Raw genomic sequence first — 18,319 nt, 5'->3', positions numbered from 1 at the left:
GAGGAGCCGAAACCGAATGTTCGTTCGTACCCTGAAGAAGTTCCTGCTCATTATGCTGGTGGTGGTCGTGTACCAGAACTGGGGCAAGATCGAAAACCTGGTTCACCCCTCCTCGGCTGTATCGGAGCACGCGCAGGCCAACGCGAAAGTGACGTTGTACGCCACCGACTGGTGCGGCTACTGCAAGCAGACGCGGCGTTTTCTCGACAGCCAGGGCATTCCTTACACCGAATTCGACATCGAAAAAGACGCTGCCGGGCGCAAAGCCTATGAGGCGCTCGGCGGTCGCGGCATCCCTCTGATCGACGTGAACGGCACGCTGATCAGAGGCTTCAGCGAAGAGCAGATTCTCGCTGCGCTGAAGTAACGCCAAACGCTTGGCCGCCCAGAGTCAAACCGGATTGCACCCCGCCGCCTCGGCCTTCTCTTCAGAGAGATCGGGGCGGAATGGCTCCAGATTGAATGCATCCTTATTCCGCGCAATGCTGAAGTGGCAGACCAACTGGCGACGCATGCCACCGCCATCATTCTGTTTCCACTGATAATCATTTTTGTACTTGCGGACCAGTTCGGCATATACCGCGTCAGAGCCTGAAGAGCCCGTTTGCTTCTTACCCAATTCGGTCAGCACGACCGACAGTGACCACTCCTCTTCTCCCGTGCCCGGGTCAGGGCGTAACGTCCACGTGGCGGACTGGATATAGCGATCGATTGTCTTGCCCGATTCAGAGACAGCCTGATCATCGGCATTACAGACAAACAGTGCGTCTTTAGAGGGGGAATCAGGAAGTGTCATTTCGATAATCGGCACCCAGACACCGGTTTGAGAGTAATAACGTTGTTGATCAAATCGGGCATCGTCTTTGCCGCCCCCAGGTTCGGGCAAATAGAAAAAGGCCTGAATGGGCAAGTTTTTATCAGGTGTTTCACTACTCCAGGTATCCAGCCTGAGTTCATTCTGCTTATTGAACGACGTCCTTCCCATCTCGCGCATGGCGCTCAAACTGGCATTGAAGTTGTCAGTTGCGTGCCGGTCCAGCGGATCGCGCACATCAAACCCGCACTCGTTACGGTTATCGCCTTTGGTCTGCGTCTTGTACTGCTCTGCCCACTGGCGACCGGTCTCGATCTTTTGAGAAAAGCACTCAGCGCCTTTGCCTGGCGCGCTCGCTGCCGGGGATGTGCCGCAGCCTTTGTCGATCCGCGAGTCAGTGCCGCCGTCCATCGGGAACGAGCACAGCACGTTGTAGGCGCTTTTGCCCGTCGGCAGCTCCTGAATCGGAAAGAGCACGTAGCCATTGTTTTCATACCGAACGAGCCGGGAAAATTTGGCGTCCTTACGCAGATAAGAGAACGACGTACCGCCGCTCTTAACCGAGGCAGGGCTCGGATCCCACGAGTTGTAGTCGTCCGAGGGAATGGTCGCCCTGAAGATAACGCCGTTGCACAAGAACGCGGGTGACGAGGCTTTGCCGCAGTTTTCCCTTGTATCGTGATAACGGCTTGCCAGTGCCCTGGCCGTATCAGCGCAACTGGCCGCATAAACATCAGCGCATTGCAGGGTAATAACAAGTAGCGATACCCCGAACGTATTGGTGTTGACCATGACGTGCTCTCCTATCCCTGGAAATAAGCCGTCCGATGTCACAGAGCATTGAGAATATCGCAGGCACGAGGGGGGCTCAGACGCTCTCAGGGACCGGACGACTTTTGTTCAAGTTGAAAGAAGAGAGTAAACCCCGTGGCTTTTTTAACAACTGTCACAACTGACAGTGACGACCACTCAGCGTTAATCCCTTAGATTGATGTGCAATTAAACCTAAGGGATTATTCAGCGTTGCGATAAAGCCCGGCGTTGCACCGGGCTCATTTCCACATTACAAATTCAAGCCGCCTTGATCTGAAAACCCAAGCGCGGGAAGTGCACATGCACGGTGCCCGCACGGTCGTCTTCGCGGCGCAGGATGATCTCTTCGCGCCCGCTGAACACCAACTCTCCCGCCACCGCGTCAACGCCGTAATCCACCGCAGACACGGTGACCTGCTGGCCAACGGTAAAACCATTGGGATCGGTAAACGCTTCGTCAGGCACCGCCGCCGGGGTGGCAGCACGCGCGATTTCAACGGCGTCACCTGAACTCAACTCACTCGGCGCGCCATGGCCGAATGCGATAACGCGCTCGTACCAGCTCAACACGGCCGGATAGGCATCCACGAGCGGGGACGTGACAGGTGTTTGTTTCAGGAACCACAGGGTGTGGGCCACCGAGAAATCAGCAATCGAGGGCGCGCCCAAGAGGAAATCACCGTTGCGCTCAAGCTGGGTTTCCAGACGCGCCATCAGTGTCGGCCATTGATGCTGAGCCACTTCCAGCGGCACACGATTGGCGCTGCCGCCATTGAACAAGGTGGCGCGGTCGGCAACGAATGCCTTCACAGCCTCAGGCGGGACCTTGGCGAAACGCGCAGCCATAGAGGCAGGTTGAAACACCAGGCTGACGGAATGCAGGAACAGTACTGAATCCGCCCACGCGGCCAGGCTTGCCGACGTGAACTCCTGACCTTCGGGGTAAAAGGTCGGTGAGGACTTTTCCTGCTCCAGCCGGCGGGCAATCAACGCGGTGTCGCAGTAGATGTCGGCGCCCACTTGCAGAACGGGGGTTTTGCGATAGCCGCCGGTGAGGGGCATGAGGTCGGGCTTGGGCATGATCGACGGGATGTTGACCGAGCGCCATGACAAGCCTTTGAAGCCCAGCATCAACCGGGCTTTTTCGGCGAACAGGGACATTGGATAGTGATGAAGAATCAAATCAGACATGCTTCGGGCCATCCGCAGGGGGAAAGCCCCAGCTTAGCCTCCTGCACGCTTACGGCAAACCCGCTCAGGCTGATGGCGCGGCATCACTTGGCTGGATGTAGCTGGCAGCCAGACATTCCTTGGCGCTTTTACGCAGTTTTTTGATCAGCCTCTCCTGCCGCAGGGCATCCCCCTTGTCGCGGCAAGCTTCGACATACACCAGCGCCACCGCGTGGCTGGAGCTGAAGAAGCGCGCGCCTTTGCCGCTCTGATGCTGAGCGAACCGGCGCTGCGGATCGTTACTGATGCCGCAGTACAACGAACCATTGGCCGCGCGCACCAGATACACGAACCAGGACTTGACCGGGGCGGCATCGGGTACGGGCGCGGTGGCGATTTCGGCGTCAGACATGCAGGACCGTGGAGCAGTAGCGAGGGGAACGGATTCTATCAAAGCCTCAGCGGCTGGCCTGAAAAGCCTTCAGCCCTTTCTGGCCCTGTGCACGGATGGCGTTTTGCACAAACGGCGCCCAGCCCAGTAAAGCGCCTCGTGTACCCAACGCCTGACGCGACCAGCGCCACAGATTGAAGTGGTCATGGTGCTCGCAGATCTTGCCGTCCCGAAAGACGAAGCGCGCCTGAATATCGTTGACCACCGTGCGACCGGTCTGGCTGAACAGATAGGTCGCGACCCAGTGCGCAGCGCCGGTCGTGGCGTCCGCACGGACGTGATCGAAAACCACCGAGAAGTCACGGGCGCGGGAGGTCAGCATGCGCCACATGTCGCCGGCATCCCGCCCGCGCAGCTCGCCAAACACCGGGTCGGAAAACACCACATCTTCGCTGTAGCACGCGGCCATTGCCTCAGCATCCAGACGACTGAACGCCTCGTAAAAGCGCGTGATCAGCGCGCTGTTGTGTTCGCTGGTGAAGGTTTCGCTCATGGGAACGCCGTCCATGGAAATAGGATGCCTGCACAATAAGCGGCTGCGCCCCGTTTTGCCACGGGCATTCCCATGGGAAATGCTGCCCCTCAGACTTTCTCGCTGGTCACGCCCACATAAAGCGCGCGCCCGGCGCCCAGGCCGGCGATGATCGCGGCAACGCCAATGATGCCGAAGATCCAGCCCACCGAGTCCCAGTTGCCGGTCCAGTCATGCACGACGCCTACCGCAAATGGGCCGAGGGATGCCAGGGTGTAACCGAAGCCCTGTGCCATGCTCGATAGATTGGCGGCGACGTGGGAGTCCCGCGAGCGCAGCACGATCAGCGTCAGTGCCAGGCTGAACGTCCCGCCCTGTCCCAGCCCAAGCACGATTGCCCAGGCCCACAATTGATCAAGCGGGGCATACAGGCAACCGAACAGACCGGCCAGGGTCAGCAGCATCACCAACACAATCGCAATCCGCTGATCCTTGCCCCGCGTGGCGAGCCACGGCGCAGTCAGCGAGCTGACCATCTGCAGCATGATCGACCCGGACAGCAGCAGCCCGGCTTCAGTGGCACTAAGGCCACGACCGATGAGGATCGACGGCAGCCAGCCGAACACGATGTAGGCCAGCGACGATTGCAGGCCCATATAAAGGGTGACTTGCCAGGCCAGGGGGTCACGGCGCAGACCGCGCACCCGGTAGGCCACCTGATGCTGACCATGGCGCTGACGTGTCTGCGGCCACCAGAAGATCGCGGCGAGAATCGCCGGCACGATCCAGAACCCCAGACCCAAGGTCCAGTCGCTACCATTGCCGTTGCCAAGCGCTTCGCTCAACGGCACCGTGGAGCCCGCCGCAACCGCAGCGCCCAGGCACAGCGCCATGGTGTAAACGCCCGTCATGGCGCCTGCCTGTTTGGCGAAGTCGCGTTTGACGATGCCCGGCAGCAATACCCCGATAATGCCGATGCTGGCACCGGCCATGATGCTGCCGGCAAACAGACCGAACTCGCCCATCGAGCTGCGCAGAATGATCCCGCACGCCAGGGTCAGCAGAATGCCCAGCACCACGCGCTCGCTGCCGAAACGCCGCGCAAGAATCGGCGCAAGCGGCGCGAACAGACCCAGGCACAACACCGGCAGCGTGGTCAGCAAGCCGGCCGTGGCCGCAGAAAGCCCCAGGCTTCGTGACACCTCACTCAACAACGGCGCCATGCTCGACAACGCCGGGCGCAGATTCAGTGCCACCAGCACCAGGCCTAATAACAGAAACCATGGCCGTTTGAGCACAGGGTGTTGCCGCTGCACTTGCTCGTCATCGGCTTCTGCGTCGATCAGCAGCTCGGTTATGTCGTGAGGGGTCGAAGGATTGGAACGGGGACTGCTCGCCGTCGGCGCCTTGGTCGTCATGGGATTCTCGTGGGGGCAGGAGGATGTAACAGCGCATTGCGCAAAGCACTAATCCTGTTGGAGATCGGCAGAGAACACAAGTTTTACGGGGATTGGGTACAGTTTTGTAGCCCACGCGAATCGACCGCCCACAAAAAACCCGGGCACAGGGGCCCGGGCTCTTTGTATAGCCGCTACTGACTCAGTGCAGAATCTGACTCAGGAACAGGCGCGTACGATCACTTTGCGGATTGTCGAAGAAGTCGTTTGGCGCGGCTTGTTCGACGATCTCGCCTTTGTCCATGAAGATCACTCGGTTGGCCACGGTGCGGGCAAAGCCCATTTCGTGGGTCACGCAGAGCATGGTCATGCCCTCTTCTGCCAGGCCGACCATGGTGTCGAGCACCTCTTTCACCATTTCCGGATCGAGGGCCGAAGTCGGCTCGTCGAACAGCATGATTTTCGGCTTCATGCACAGCGCGCGGGCGATCGCCACACGTTGTTGCTGCCCCCCGGACAGCTGGCCCGGGAACTTGTGCGCCTGCTCCGGAATACGCACGCGCTCCAGATAATGCATGGCGATTTCTTCGGCTTTGCGCTTGGGCATCTTGCGCACCCACATCGGCGCCAGCGTGCAGTTCTGCAGGATGGTCAGGTGCGGGAACAGGTTGAAGTGCTGGAACACCATGCCGACTTCGCGACGAATCGTCTCGATCTGCTTAAGGTCGGACGTCAGCTCGGTGCCATCGACCACGATGCGACCCTGCTGGTGTTCTTCCAGACGGTTGAGGCAGCGAATGGTGGTCGACTTGCCCGAGCCCGACGGACCGCACAACACGATGCGCTCGCCCTGACGCACGTTCAGGTTGATGTCTTTCAACACGTGGAACTGACCGTACCACTTGTGTACGCCTTCCATCCGGATCATGCCTTCGGCGCCCAGAGGCTTACTGATAGCTTCACTCATCACAAAACTCCTAACGCTTGTGGCCTGTGTCCAACTTACGCTCCAAATGCATGGAGTAGCGGGACATGCCGAAACAGAAGATCCAGAACACCAGGGCCGCGAACACGTAACCCTCGGTCGCCATGCCGAGCCACTTGGGGTCGGCGGCAGCTTGTTTGACGCTGTTGAGCAGGTCGAACAGGCCGATGATGATCACCAGACTGGTGTCCTTGAACAACGCGATCACCGTGTTGACGAGGCCGGGAATCACCATTTTCAGGGCCTGCGGCAGAATCACCAGACCCATGCGGCGCCAGTAGCCGAGGCCCATGGCCGCGGCCGCTTCGTACTGCCCCTTCGGAATGGCCTGCATGCCGCCCCGCACCACTTCGGCCACATACGCCGACTGGAACAGGATCACGCCGATCAGTGCGCGCAGCAGTTTGTCGAAGTTCATGCCTTCAGGCAGGAACAACGGCAGCATCACTGACGACATGAACAGTACGGTGATTAATGGAACGCCTCGCCAGAACTCGATGAACGTCACGCACATCACGCGGATCGCCGGCATTTCGGAGCGACGCCCCAATGCCAGAATCACGCCCAACGGCAAGGCGCCCGCGATACCCACCGTGGCGATCACCAGGGTCAGCATCAAGCCGCCCCATTGACTGGTCGGCACGTTCACCAGGCCGAACACCCCGCCATGGAGCAGGAAGTAGGCAATGATCGGGTAGATGAACAGGAACGACAGGCCGTAAATCGCCTTGCGCGGCATCACTTTGATGAACAGCGGCGCGACGCCGATGATCGCCAGCCAGACGGTCAGATCGACCCTCCAGCGTAATTCCTGCGGGTAGTAGCCGTACATGAACTGGCCGAAGCGCTGTTCGATGAACACCCAGCAGGCGCCTGCCTTGGTGCAGTCGGCGCGCGTGGTGCCGACCCAGTTGGCATCGAAGATGGCCCAGCTCAGCAGCGGTGGAACAACCAGCCAGATCAGATAGATCGCGAACAGGGTCAACAGCGTGTTGATCCAACTCGAGAACAGGTTCTGGCGCATCCATGCCACCGGGCCGAAGACTTTGCTCGGCGGTGGCATGTCGGGTTTGAAAGTATGGGATGTCATGCGCGTTTCCTCACCGCTCGATCAGCGCAATGCGCTTGTTGTACCAGTTCATCAGCAGGGAAATGCTGATACTGATCGCCAGGTACACGCTCATGGTGATGGCAATGACTTCGATGGCCTGACCGGTCTGGTTGAGCACGGTACCGGCGAACAGCGAAACCATTTCCGGGTAACCGATACCGGCGGCCAGCGACGAGTTCTTCGCCAGGTTCAAGTATTGGCTGGTCAATGGCGGAATGATCACCCGCAGCGCCTGCGGAATGATGACCTTGCGCAACGTCGGCCCTGGACGCAGGCCCAGCGAGCGAGCTGCTTCGGTCTGGCCATGGCTCACCGATTTGATGCCTGAACGCACGATTTCGGCAATGAATGCCGCCGTATACACCGTCAGCGCCAGGGTCAGTGCCAGCAGTTCCGGGATCAACACCCAGCCGCCCACAAAGTTGAAGCCTTTCAGCTCAGGCAGTTCCCAATGCACCGGTGCACCGAAGATCAGCGCGCAGAGCGCAGGGATCACGATGAACAGCGCAAGGCCCGCCCAGAACTTGTGAAACGGTACGCCCGTGGCTTCGAAGCGCTTGTTCGCCCAGCGCGTCATGAACACGATGGCGACAATGGCCAGTACCACGCTGATCACAAACGGCCACGCCGCATCGGTGGCAATCGCGGCAGGCATGTTCAGGCCACGGCTGCTGACGAAGAAGGACCCGAGAAACCCGTGGGCCGCCCGCGGACCCGGCAGGGTCAGGAACACCGCGAAGTACCAGAACAGGATCTGCAGCAGCGGCGGAATGTTACGGAAGACTTCGACGTAAACCGTCGCCAGTTTGTTGATGATCCAGTTGTTGGACAGACGCGCGACGCCGACGATGAAGCCCAGCAGGGTCGCGAGAATCACGCCAATGAACGTCACTAGCAGCGTGTTGAGCAAACCGATCAGGAAAACCCGCGCGTAGGTGTCCGACTCCGTGAACGGAATCAGGTGCTGCGCGATGCCGAAGCCGGCACTGTTTTCAAGGAAACCGAAACCTGAGGTGATACCCCGGTGTTGCAGGTTGGTCTGGGTGTTATCGAACAGATACCAACCCATCGCGACTACGGCGACAACCGTAATTATCTGAAATAGCCACGCACGCACTTTAGGGTCGCTGAGGCTGAGCCTCTGCTTGGGTGCGCTGATTTGATTTTGCATGGAGTGCCCCGGAAGAAATGCAACAAAGCGCCCGGCTGCGATTCACGCAGCCGGGTGCAGGTCAATCAACGCACTGGTGGTGCGTATTGAATGCCGCCAGCGTTCCACAGAGCGTTCTGACCGCGAGCAATCTCCAGAGGAGTGCCTGCGCCCAGGTTCTTCTCGAACATCTCGCCGTAGTTACCGACTTGCTTGACGATCTGCACGACCCAGTCTTTCTTCAGCTTAAGCTGCGGACCGTAATCGCCGTCGGCACCCAGCAGGCGGGCCACGTCAGGGTTCTTGGTGGATTTGGCTTTGGCTTCAACGTTTTTCGACGTGACGCCTGCTTCTTCCGCGTTCAGCAGCGCGTAGCCAACCCAGCGAACGATGGTGGTCCAGTCTTCATCGCCACGGGCGACAACAGGGCCCAGCGGTTCTTTGGAGATGGTTTCAGGCAGAACGACGTAGTCCTTCGGCGAGGCCAGCTTTGAGCGCTGTGCGTAGAGCTGGGATTTGTCGGAGGTCAGTACGTCGCAACGACCGGATTCCAGCGACTTGGCGCTTTCGTCGGAGGTGTCGAACGTGATCGGGGTGTACTTGAGGTTGTTGGCGCGGAAGTAGTCCGACACGTTCAACTCAGTGGTGGTACCGGCTTGAATACAGATGGTCGCGCCGTCCAGTTCCTTGGCACTTTTCACGCCCAGCTTGCTGTTGGCCAGGAAGCCAACGCCGTCGTAGTAAGTGACGAAGCCCGGGAACACAAGGCCCATGCTCGCATCGCGGGAGCTGGTCCAGGTGGTGTTACGCGACAGGATGTCGATTTCGCCGGACTGCAGCGCGGTGAAGCGCTCTTTGGCGTTCAATTGGCTGAACTTGACCTTGGTCGCGTCGCCAAACACCGCCGCAGCGACAGCGCGGCAGAAGTCGGCGTCGATGCCCTGGATCTTGCCGCTGGCGTCCGGAACCGAGAAACCTGGCAGACCGTCGCTGACGCCGCACTGGATAAAGCCCTTCTTCTGAATGGCGTCCAGCTTGGCACCCGCTTGAGCGAACCCGGTCAGGCCGAGCGCTGCAGCGGCGGCCACTACAGCCAGGGTGGATTTCAACATCTTCATTCGAACCTCCAGTTTGCTCTTTGTTGTGTAGGAGCCTCAGCCCCGTCGCACCCTTGTGAGGCATTCATGACCCGTGCTGGCTTGTTTTTGGGTCATGCGACGTTGAACCCGTTTACCGCCACCGACGCCAGGCATCTGGTCATCGCGTGTCCGGCATGTTGCGAGCCCAGCAGACTGAAGCCCCATGATGTCCTTGAACCCCGAGGTTCAAAGCGAATCGTGCCGGGAATCCTGCTCGATGATTCCTTGCTGCCTCTGACGCAACACTTGGCTGTCTGCTTGATAGCCTATTAGTGTTACCGCCCGAGGTGAGCGCCTTCACTCCGCGGGTTATGTAGCAAAGCCCGTACCACCATGCTGGCAATGTCGAATTAGCGACAGGTCAAGATCAAAACTTGTAACCTTGCGACATCCTGAATTCCACATTGACGGCTCGACGCACCGCCTTAAAGCGCTGCGCCAAAGGCACCGCACACTAATGGAGCACACATGACTGAACCGTTGATCATCGAACCGGAATTGGCAGTTGATGCCTGCGTGATCTGGCTGCACGGCCTCGGGGCTGATCGCTACGACTTCCTGCCGGTGGCCGAGATGCTGCAGAAGGCGCTGAAGACCGCGCGGTTCATCCTGCCGCAGGCACCGACGCGGGCCGTTACCATCAACGGTGGCTACGCGATGCCCAGCTGGTATGACATCAAGGCCATGAGCCCGGCCCGCGCCATCGACAGCGGCGAGCTGGAAGGCTCGGCGCAAGACGTCATCAAGCTGATCGAACAGCAACGAGACAGCGGCATCGACCCGGCGCGAATCTTCCTGGCGGGCTTTTCCCAGGGCGGCGCGGTGGTGTTGCACACTGCCTTCCTGCGCTGGGAAGGGCCCCTCGGCGGCGTGCTCGCCCTGTCCACTTACGCACCGACGTTCACCGACGAAATGAGCCTCTCCGCCAGCCAGCAACGCATCCCGGCCTATTGCTTGCACGGCAGCAATGACCCGGTGGTTTTGCATGGCATGGGCCGAGCGGCTTACGAGCACTTGAAGGCCCAGGGCGTCACCGTGACATGGCAGGAATACCCAATGGAGCACGAAGTGTTACCGCAGGAAATTTCCGACATAGGTGTCTGGCTCGCGGATAAGCTTCGCTAGTCCACTCATTTGATCCTTCCAATTGCGTTGCGGATTTGCTAGGACACTACGCTGCGCCGGGTTCTTGCTTTACACTCCCCGGCGTACATTCCTAAATCAATCGATGAGATGACCGTGCTCAAAGCACTTAAAAAGATGTTCGGAAAAAGCGAGGCTGAGCCGCTCGCGCCTGCTGCTCCCCTCCCCGTCCGCCAGCAACAGACCGAAAGCGTCTCGCGGGAACCGTCAGCAGCAGAAGTGCACGTGCCAACGTCCGAGCATTCGGCAGCCACCGCACCGGCCGTTACATCGCCCGTCAGGGCCGAACGCCCGCGCCGTGAACGTGCGCCCAAGCCCGTCGTCATTCCCTGGAAACCCGAAGACTTCGTCGTCGACCCCCAGGAAGGCAAAACCCGCTTCCACGATTTCCCTCTTGCCCCCGAACTGATGCACGCCATTCAGGACCTGGGCTTCCCGTATTGCACGCCGATCCAGGCGGGCGTTCTGGGTTACACCCTCAAAGGCCGCGATGCCATCGGCCGTGCCCAGACCGGCACCGGCAAGACCGCCGCCTTCCTGATTTCCATCATTACCCAGCTGACCCAGACGCCTCCGCCGAAAGAGCGCTACATGGGGGAACCCCGTGCGCTGATCATTGCGCCGACTCGCGAGCTGGTGGTGCAGATCGCCAAGGACGCCGAGGCGCTGACCAAGTACACCGACCTCAACGTAATGACGTTTGTGGGCGGCATGGATTTCGACAAGCAACTCAAACACCTCGAAGCGCGCCATTGCGACATTCTGGTCGCCACGCCAGGTCGCCTGCTGGACTTCGCCCAGCGCGGCGAAGTGCACCTGGACATGGTTGAAGTCATGGTGCTTGACGAAGCTGACCGCATGCTCGACATGGGCTTCATTCCCCAGGTCCGCTCGATCATTCGCCAGACCCCGCACAAGGGCGAGCGCCAGACGCTGCTGTTTTCCGCCACCTTCACCGAAGACGTGATGAACCTGGCCAAGCAGTGGACGACGGATCCTGCGATCGTCGAAATCGAATCGCTGAACGTCGCCAGCGACACCGTCGAGCAGCATATTTATGCCGTGGCCGGTGCTGACAAGTACAAGCTGCTGTTCAACCTGATCAATGATCACGGTTGGGAGCGGGTGATGGTCTTCGCCAACCGCAAGGACGAAGTGCGGCGTATCGAAGAGCGCCTCGTGCGTGACGGCATCAATGCCGCGCAGTTGTCAGGCGACGTGCCCCAACACAAGCGCATCAAGACGCTGGAAGGCTTTCGTGAAGGCAAGATTCGGGTGCTGGTGGCGACTGACGTTGCGGGTCGCGGGATTCACATCGACGGCATCAGCCACGTGATCAACTTCACCCTGCCGGAAGTACCGGACGACTACGTGCATCGCATCGGCCGGACCGGTCGTGCCGGTGCAGACGGCGTGTCGATCAGCTTCGCTGGTGAAGACGATTCGTATCAGCTGCCGTCGATCGAAGAGAAGCTGGGCCGCAAGATCAGCTGCGAGACACCGCCAACCGTGTTGTTGCGCCCTGTGGTGCGCGTGCAGCGAGTGATTCCTGCGGCGGAATGATGGCTATTTGTGGGGGCGCGCTTGCTCGCGAACGTGGTGGGTCAATTGGCCCACCTGTCACAGACATACCGATTCGCGGGCAAGCGCGCTCCTACAGTTACGTGCGTTTAGCCCTCCTGTTTCCAGCGATCCGCAGCCTTGTGATCGCTGGACCGCCCTTCAACCCAGCGCGGTCCTTCTGACGTGTTTTCCTTCTTCCAGAACGGCGCTCGGGTCTTCAGGTAGTCCATGACGAAATCGCAGGCTTCGAATGCCGCCTGACGATGGGCGCTGGCGGCCGCGACGAACACAATCGGCTCCCCCGGCTCCAGATTGCCCACCCGATGAATCACTTCCAGCTTGAGCAGCGGCCAGCGCTGCTGCGCTTCATCGACGATGTTAAGCAGCGCTTTCTCGGTCATGCCGGGATAGTGCTCAAGAAACATACCCGCCACCTCACGGCCATCGTTGAAATCTCGCACATAGCCAACAAAGCTGACCACTGCACCTACGCCAACGTTGGCGTCGTGCATGGCGTTGACTTCCGCACCGGGATCAAACGCTGCGGCTTGCACTCGCACGCTCATATCAGCCTCCGGTGACGGTCGGAAAGAAGGCCACTTCATCGCCCGGCTCAACGGCCGTGTCCAGGGAGCACAGCTCCTGATTGCGGGCGCACATGATGCCTTTCTCGCTCAGCACGTCCCACACACCGCCGCGCTCGAGCAAATGCTGGCGCACGGCGTCGACGGTGGCGAACGCGCCTTCGAGCTTCTCGCTCTCGGTGCCGAGGGTTTCGCGAAAACGCGCGAAGAACTGGACTTGCACGTGAATAGTCATTGGGCGCTCACCTGTTCGTCGGCGATGAAGTGTCCGCTTTTGCCACCGAGTTTTTCGAGCAGCCGCACGTGTTCGATGGTCATGCCGCGGTCCACCGCCTTGCACATGTCGTAGATGGTCAGGGCCGCGATGCTGGCGGCGGTCAGCGCTTCCATTTCCACACCGGTCTGGCCGGAGAGTTTGCAGCGGGCAAGGATATGCACGGTGTCAGGGCTTTCTGCGGTGAGTTCGACCTTCACGCCGGTGAGCATCAACGGGTGGCAGAGGGGAATCAGATCGCTGGTTTTCTTCGCGGCCTGGATGCCGGCGATGCGCGCGACGGCAAATACATCCCCCTTGGGATGTCCGCCTGCGACGATCATTTGCAGGGTTTCGGGCAGCATGCGCACGCGCGCTTCGGCCACGGCTTCACGGAACGTCACGTCTTTTTCAGTGACGTCGACCATGTGGGCGCGACCTTGGGAATCGAGATGAGTGAGCACGGGATGACTCCTGAACAGGAGCGGGGATTGTAGGGAGTTAGGGCTAGAAGCCACAAGCTGCAAGCTAACGACCCTGAGCGGACGTCGGCTTGCAGCTTGAGGCTTGAAGCTGCTGCCACGTTACAAATGGCTCTCCGCATATTCGGCCAGGATCGAGCGTGGAACACCTTGCAGACTGATGTGTACGCCGTTGGGGAAATCCTTGAAACGCTCCGTCAGGTAGGTCAGCCCCGAACTGGTAGCCGACAGATAAGGGGTATCGATCTGCGCCAAGTTGCCCAGGCAGACCACCTTGGAACCCGCGCCGGCCCGGGTGATGATGGTTTTCATCTGGTGCGGCGTAAGGTTCTGGCATTCGTCGATCAGGATCAGGCTCTGCTGAAAGCTTCGGCCCCGGATGTAGTTGAGGGATTTGAACTGCAGCGGCACTTTGCTCAGGATGTAATCCACGCTGCCATGGGTGTTTTCATCGTCCATGTGCAACGCTTCCAGGTTGTCGGTGATCGCGCCAAGCCATGGTTCCATTTTTTCTGCTTCGGTGCCGGGCAGAAAGCCGATCTCCTGGTCGAGCCCCTGCACGCTACGGGTGGCGATGATGCGGCGATAACGCTTGCTGACCATGGTCTGCTCGATGGCAGCGGCCAGGGCGAGAATGGTCTTGCCCGAACCGGCCGCGCCGGACAGGTTCACCAGATGAATATCCGGATCGAGCAGCGCAAACAGCGCCAGCCCCTGATAGATGTCACGTGGCTTCAGCCCCCACGCTTCCTGGTGCAGCAGCGGCTCTTGATGCATGTCCAGCAACAGCAGCTCATCAGGCTTGACGCCTTTGACCCAACCCACGAACCCCTGCTCATCGATGATGAATTCGTTGATGTGCACAGACGGAATCTGCTCGATCATCTGCACTTTGTGCCAGGTACGGCCGTGGTCCTGACGGGTATCGACTTTGCTCACCCGGTCCCAGAAAGAGCCGGTCATATTGTGGTAACCGCGGGACAGCATCGACACGTCGTCGACCAGTTGGTCGGTGCTGTAGTCCTCGGCTTCGATTCCACAGGCGCGTGCCTTAAGCCGCATGTTGATGTCTTTGGTGACCAGTACGATGCGCGTGTCCTTTTTCTGCGCATGCAGGTCAATCAACTGATTGATGATGATGTTGTCGTTTAGATTGTCGGGCAGCAGCCGGTTGGGTTCCTGCCGCTTGTTCATGAGGATGGACAGATAACCCTTGAAAACACCTGTACCGCGATCGATCGGTACGCCTTTTTCGACCTCCTCCGGGGTCGCTTCGCCGAGTGTCTTGTCAATCAACCGGATCGCCTGCCGGCATTCAGCAGCCACCGAATGTTTGCCCGCCTTGAGCTTGTCCAGTTCTTCCAGGACCGTCATGGGGAGTGCAACGTGATGTTCTTCGAAATTCAGAAGCGCATTTGGATCATGGATCAATACGTTGGTATCGAGCACGTAGAGGATTGGCTGGTTAGAGGAAGGGGTGCGTCCGTGGTCATCCATACTCGCTCACCTTTGTAGTAGCCAAGTGACGCAACACACAGCGATGCCGCGCCACGAAAAGGCCGCCTAGGCTTTCCCCTTGAGGCAGGAGAAAATTGCGCAAAGTGGGGTCTGGAAAGACGCCACCTGTGTTGCAGGTTTCGGCGGTCTGTTGTCGTAATACCGCAAAACCGATGACATAAAAACGCGTTTCGGCGCTTTTTGAAGTTTATTTTTCAGGGGGCAAATTAGCCCTTGGCGTATGGATCAGCCGCGTTTACAGTCGGAAGTCCGGTCTGGGACAAATCCCCGGAAATTTCCGACATCTGTTTTCGTTATTCCCTTTCTTTCGCCGCTGGCAACGCCTGATCAACAGCTGTATCGGGCTGCTCGGTCGGGTCTTCCGGGGCGTCATCGTCGGGCGTCTCAGCCTCCTCATCCGGCACATCTTCTTCATCTGCCAACTGCTGCGGGTAGATATGGCAGTCCTCCCATATCACGCCGCTTTGCGCGGTATTGGCCATCAGCCATGGCACCGCCTGCTGCGGCTTGTCCGTGCTGTCATGGAACACCACATTGCCGCGCCGCCAGAGCAGCATCAGCGTAAGCACCCGGTTGGCAGCCTGCTCGGCGCTGATGCGTCCGGTACTGTCCTGGGAATCGATGTTCCACAGCGAAACCCGCATCTGCTGATCGCGGAAGAACGGCGCGCTGTCGGCACGACGATGCCCGTAAGGCGGGCGGAACAGCGGCACGAAATTGTCCGGCAGCACCTGCTGAACCAGCGCGGCCGTACGCTCGATGGAGTCTTGCCAGTCGCGCCAGTGGGCATGGGACCTGAATTCCCAGCCCTGCAGGCCGACGCATTGCTGCCGGTAGACGTTCTGCAGCGCTTGGGGCGAGGTGCTGTCGAGACGACTTTGCAGGCTTTTGCCCAGGACGAAGAAGGTTGCGGTGATTTTCTGCTGGCGCATGAAGTCAGCCAGCCAGTCCGTCGCGCCATCAGCGACGGTAGGACCGCTTTCGAAATTGAGCAGGAAGGTCCGGTCCGGCATTTCCTCACCGCTGAGTTCGTCGGAGTTGTAACGCTCGATCTCGCTGCTGGTCTGCGGGAACAAGGCAGCCATACGCAACAGTTCGTTGAGATAGCGCTGGCTGAAAGCATCCGCGGGCGCTGCCCATTGCGCATAGAAGGAATCATCGGCCACTTTGTATTCCGCGGCGCGCTGGCGCAGCATCGGCACGTCGTCGACCAGCACGCAGAATGAGGCGTCGGCTTCACAGGTTTTTTCAGCGAACGTCCAGTTCTCGAACAGCCGCGTCCACAGCCGTGTGCGGATCAGGTTCACCGTCGGCAGGTTGATCTGGCGCAGGCCCAGACGCGCACCAAGCTGGGCATCGCTGAGCTTTTCGCTTTCCAGCAACTGATGGGCGAAGCTGAGAATCTGCGCGCGAGACGCGACGTCGAACAGCTGCGGCGTTTCCAGAGCCTCCGGCCAGACTGCGCGATCCAGCATCGCGATATCGCCCGTGGCCGCCTGTGCGTTGAGCCCCAGCAGACAGGCTCCGATCAATAACAGCATGCGCAAAACGACGTGCTCCCAATCCTTGATAAAGAGGCCGAAATCCGGCGAGGCACTATAGCGGATTTGCCCTGGGCCAGATTGCCGGATTCGGGCACCGCTTGCGCAGGATGGCGCCTATCGACACCATAGCTGGAGTGATCCGCACGCAACCCCTAGAATCGCCCGACGATTAAAGGAGACTTGCTCATGCTGATGGTGATTTCCCCAGCCAAAACCCTCGACTTCGAAACGCCGCCTACCACCAAACGCCACACCCAGCCGCAATTTCTGGAACATTCCCAGGAACTCATCAGCCAGTTGCGTGATCTGACACCGGCGCAAATCGGTGAGCTGATGCACCTGTCAGACAAGCTCTCGGGCCTCAATGCCGCCCGCTTTGGCAGCTGGAATCCGACGTTTACTCCCGAAAACGCCAAGCAGGCGCTGCTGGCCTTCAAGGGCGATGTATACACCGGCCTCGACGCCTACACCCTGAGCGGCCCCGATCTGACTTACGCCCAGAAGCACCTGCGCATGTTGTCCGGGCTCTACGGGTTGTTGCGCCCTCTGGACCTTATGCAACCGTATCGGCTGGAGATGGGTACAAAGCTGGCGAACGCCAGGGGCAAGGATCTTTATGCGTTCTGGGGCGACCGCATCAGCGAGTGGCTGAACGAGGCGCTGAAAGAGCAAGGCGACGACGTGCTGCTTAACCTGGCGTCGAACGAGTACTTTTCGGCGGTCAAGCGTCCGGCACTTAACGCCCGCGTGATCGAAACCGAGTTCCGCGACCAGAAGAACGGTCAGTACAAGATCATCAGCTTCTATGCCAAGAAGGCCCGGGGCATGATGACCCGCTTTGTGATTTCCGAGCGCATCAGCAAGCCCGAAGACCTGGCCCAGTTCGATGCCCACGGCTATCGATACAGCAAAGAGCTGTCCTCCCCCGACAAGCTTATATTCCTGCGCGATGAGCAGGACGCCTGAGTTGCACCGCCCCTTCCCTGCGCCCAAACGCCTGCCCGTCTCCATCCATTGACGGGCGTCGCCACGCTATTTCATCCCTGCTTCAGTGCACTTTTCAGTGCGCGTTCCTCGGTGTTTTAGTGCGATTAGCCAACACCACCATTCGAATGCGTCCATCCATCCAACCGAAAGCAAAGAAAACAGTGACGCTGTTCGCAAATTCCCACACTTACTTAGTTCATAAGCTACAGTTTGCGCGGACGAACGGTAGTGCTGCCAGCTAATTGGCGCCAACTAACAGTCGAAAACTAACCGCTCTTTTTTTTCTCAAAAATTTAACAACTTTTTTTGCAGATTTTGGCTCAAGAATTTGAACTAGTGGCAGACCACCCTGGTACTCGACCAAAGCCCCATAAACTAAGGCTCAAACCATCATCGCCACCCTGCTGGACCCCGCTAGAAATGGCCGGGTGTTACGAAAAATCTCAAAAAGAGGACGAGCGGCCCGGAACTTATGGGGAATGCCCACGCTCCTACATCCCGTAACAATTCTCGTCCCCCATGTAGGACATCTCTTACATGGCACATGGACAGATCTGGAAGTTGCTTCTCAACGAAGTTCGACCCACGGGTCAAGTGGTACGTACAAGGAGTCACGCACCAAACTAGTTGAAGTAAATTGAGCTAGCACCATTCGGGTGCCCGCAGTCGTGAACCGGGGCTGGTTCATCGGGAAACGGCCAAAAGCCTTGTCCTTGACCGCCTGAGCATGATGCGCAAATCAT

At 59.2% G+C, this 18,319-nt stretch carries 17 protein-coding genes and 1 pseudogene; 4 read left to right on the top strand and 14 right to left on the bottom strand.

Features of this window, described 5'->3' with window-relative positions:
* Positions 1 to 16: 16 nt before the first annotated feature.
* Positions 17 to 367 (top strand): glutaredoxin family protein, encoded by a 351-nt coding sequence (locus BMY98_RS02510; protein ID WP_074884244.1) that lies wholly within the window; start codon positions 17 to 19, stop codon positions 365 to 367.
* Between the two features lie 24 nt (positions 368 to 391).
* Here BMY98_RS02510 and BMY98_RS02505 read toward each other — a convergent pair whose 3' ends face one another.
* The 9 genes from BMY98_RS02505 to BMY98_RS02465 form a co-directional block, all read right to left on the bottom strand.
* Positions 392 to 1,606 carry a DUF2599 domain-containing protein gene (locus BMY98_RS02505; protein ID WP_074884241.1) on the bottom strand — a complete coding sequence of 405 codons (1,215 nt, stop codon included), beginning with the start codon at positions 1,604 to 1,606 and terminating at the stop codon, positions 392 to 394.
* Between the two features lie 279 nt (positions 1,607 to 1,885).
* Entirely contained in the window at positions 1,886 to 2,818 is a 933-nt protein-coding gene (locus tag BMY98_RS02500) for a glutathione S-transferase family protein (protein ID WP_074884751.1), read from the bottom strand.
* Positions 2,819 to 2,882: 64 nt separating this feature from the next.
* Entirely contained in the window at positions 2,883 to 3,209 is a 327-nt protein-coding gene (locus BMY98_RS02495; protein WP_074884238.1) for a GIY-YIG nuclease family protein, read from the bottom strand.
* Between the two features lie 46 nt (positions 3,210 to 3,255).
* The gene (locus tag BMY98_RS02490) at positions 3,256 to 3,741 is read right to left on the bottom strand and encodes a nuclear transport factor 2 family protein (RefSeq protein ID WP_074884235.1); all 486 of its coding nucleotides are present in this window, start codon (positions 3,739 to 3,741) and stop codon (positions 3,256 to 3,258) included.
* Positions 3,742 to 3,830: 89 nt separating this feature from the next.
* Complete coding sequence (locus BMY98_RS02485) at positions 3,831 to 5,138, bottom strand: CynX/NimT family MFS transporter (protein ID WP_074884231.1); 1,308 nt, start codon at positions 5,136 to 5,138, stop codon at positions 3,831 to 3,833.
* 181 nt (positions 5,139 to 5,319) lie between these two features.
* Positions 5,320 to 6,084: an amino acid ABC transporter ATP-binding protein gene (locus tag BMY98_RS02480; protein ID WP_074884229.1), complete on the bottom strand. Its 765-nt coding sequence runs from the start codon at positions 6,082 to 6,084 to the stop codon at positions 5,320 to 5,322.
* A 10-nt stretch (positions 6,085 to 6,094) separates the two neighbouring features.
* Positions 6,095 to 7,192, bottom strand: coding sequence for an amino acid ABC transporter permease (locus BMY98_RS02475; RefSeq protein ID WP_074884226.1), 1,098 nt, complete (start codon positions 7,190 to 7,192; stop codon positions 6,095 to 6,097).
* Positions 7,193 to 7,202: 10 nt separating this feature from the next.
* Positions 7,203 to 8,384 (bottom strand): amino acid ABC transporter permease, encoded by a 1,182-nt coding sequence (locus tag BMY98_RS02470; protein ID WP_074884224.1) that lies wholly within the window; start codon positions 8,382 to 8,384, stop codon positions 7,203 to 7,205.
* A 65-nt stretch (positions 8,385 to 8,449) separates the two neighbouring features.
* Positions 8,450 to 9,481, bottom strand: a complete 1,032-nt coding sequence (locus BMY98_RS02465; protein ID WP_074884221.1) for an amino acid ABC transporter substrate-binding protein — start codon at positions 9,479 to 9,481, stop codon at positions 8,450 to 8,452.
* Positions 9,482 to 9,970: 489 nt separating this feature from the next.
* On the opposite strand from BMY98_RS02465, the gene BMY98_RS02460 reads away from it, so the two are divergent.
* Entirely contained in the window at positions 9,971 to 10,627 is a 657-nt protein-coding gene (locus BMY98_RS02460) for an alpha/beta hydrolase (protein WP_074884218.1), read from the top strand.
* A 114-nt stretch (positions 10,628 to 10,741) separates the two neighbouring features.
* The gene (rhlB, locus tag BMY98_RS02455) at positions 10,742 to 12,208 is read left to right on the top strand and encodes an ATP-dependent RNA helicase RhlB (RefSeq protein WP_108120785.1); all 1,467 of its coding nucleotides are present in this window, start codon (positions 10,742 to 10,744) and stop codon (positions 12,206 to 12,208) included.
* A 107-nt stretch (positions 12,209 to 12,315) separates the two neighbouring features.
* Here rhlB and moaE read toward each other — a convergent pair whose 3' ends face one another.
* The 5 genes and pseudogenes from moaE to BMY98_RS02430 all read right to left on the bottom strand — a co-directional run.
* Entirely contained in the window at positions 12,316 to 12,774 is a 459-nt protein-coding gene (moaE, locus tag BMY98_RS02450; RefSeq protein WP_074884212.1) for a molybdopterin synthase catalytic subunit MoaE, read from the bottom strand.
* Position 12,775: 1 nt separating this feature from the next.
* On the bottom strand, positions 12,776 to 13,027 hold the full coding sequence (locus BMY98_RS02445) for a MoaD/ThiS family protein (protein ID WP_074884209.1): 252 nt from the start codon (positions 13,025 to 13,027) through the stop codon (positions 12,776 to 12,778).
* On the bottom strand, positions 13,024 to 13,509 hold the full coding sequence (gene moaC, locus BMY98_RS02440; protein ID WP_074884207.1) for a cyclic pyranopterin monophosphate synthase MoaC: 486 nt from the start codon (positions 13,507 to 13,509) through the stop codon (positions 13,024 to 13,026). Before moaC ends, BMY98_RS02445 begins: the two co-directional genes overlap by 4 nt.
* A 120-nt stretch (positions 13,510 to 13,629) precedes the next feature.
* Positions 13,630 to 15,024 carry a PhoH family protein gene (locus BMY98_RS02435; protein ID WP_074884204.1) on the bottom strand — a complete coding sequence of 465 codons (1,395 nt, stop codon included), beginning with the start codon at positions 15,022 to 15,024 and terminating at the stop codon, positions 13,630 to 13,632.
* A 407-nt stretch (positions 15,025 to 15,431) separates the two neighbouring features.
* Positions 15,432 to 16,592 (bottom strand): annotated as a pseudogene (locus tag BMY98_RS02430) (polysaccharide deacetylase family protein); the annotation flags it as partial.
* 183 nt (positions 16,593 to 16,775) lie between these two features.
* Here BMY98_RS02430 and yaaA point away from each other — a divergent pair.
* Positions 16,776 to 17,555 (top strand): peroxide stress protein YaaA, encoded by a 780-nt coding sequence (gene yaaA / locus BMY98_RS02425; protein WP_074884201.1) that lies wholly within the window; start codon positions 16,776 to 16,778, stop codon positions 17,553 to 17,555.
* Positions 17,556 to 18,319 lie beyond the last annotated feature (764 nt).

This window comes from Pseudomonas graminis (genome assembly GCF_900111735.1).
Classification (GTDB): domain Bacteria; phylum Pseudomonadota; class Gammaproteobacteria; order Pseudomonadales; family Pseudomonadaceae; genus Aquipseudomonas; species Aquipseudomonas graminis.
The sequence above is the reverse complement of the archived record's forward strand: the minus strand, read 5'-3'. Positions and strand labels throughout refer to the sequence as shown.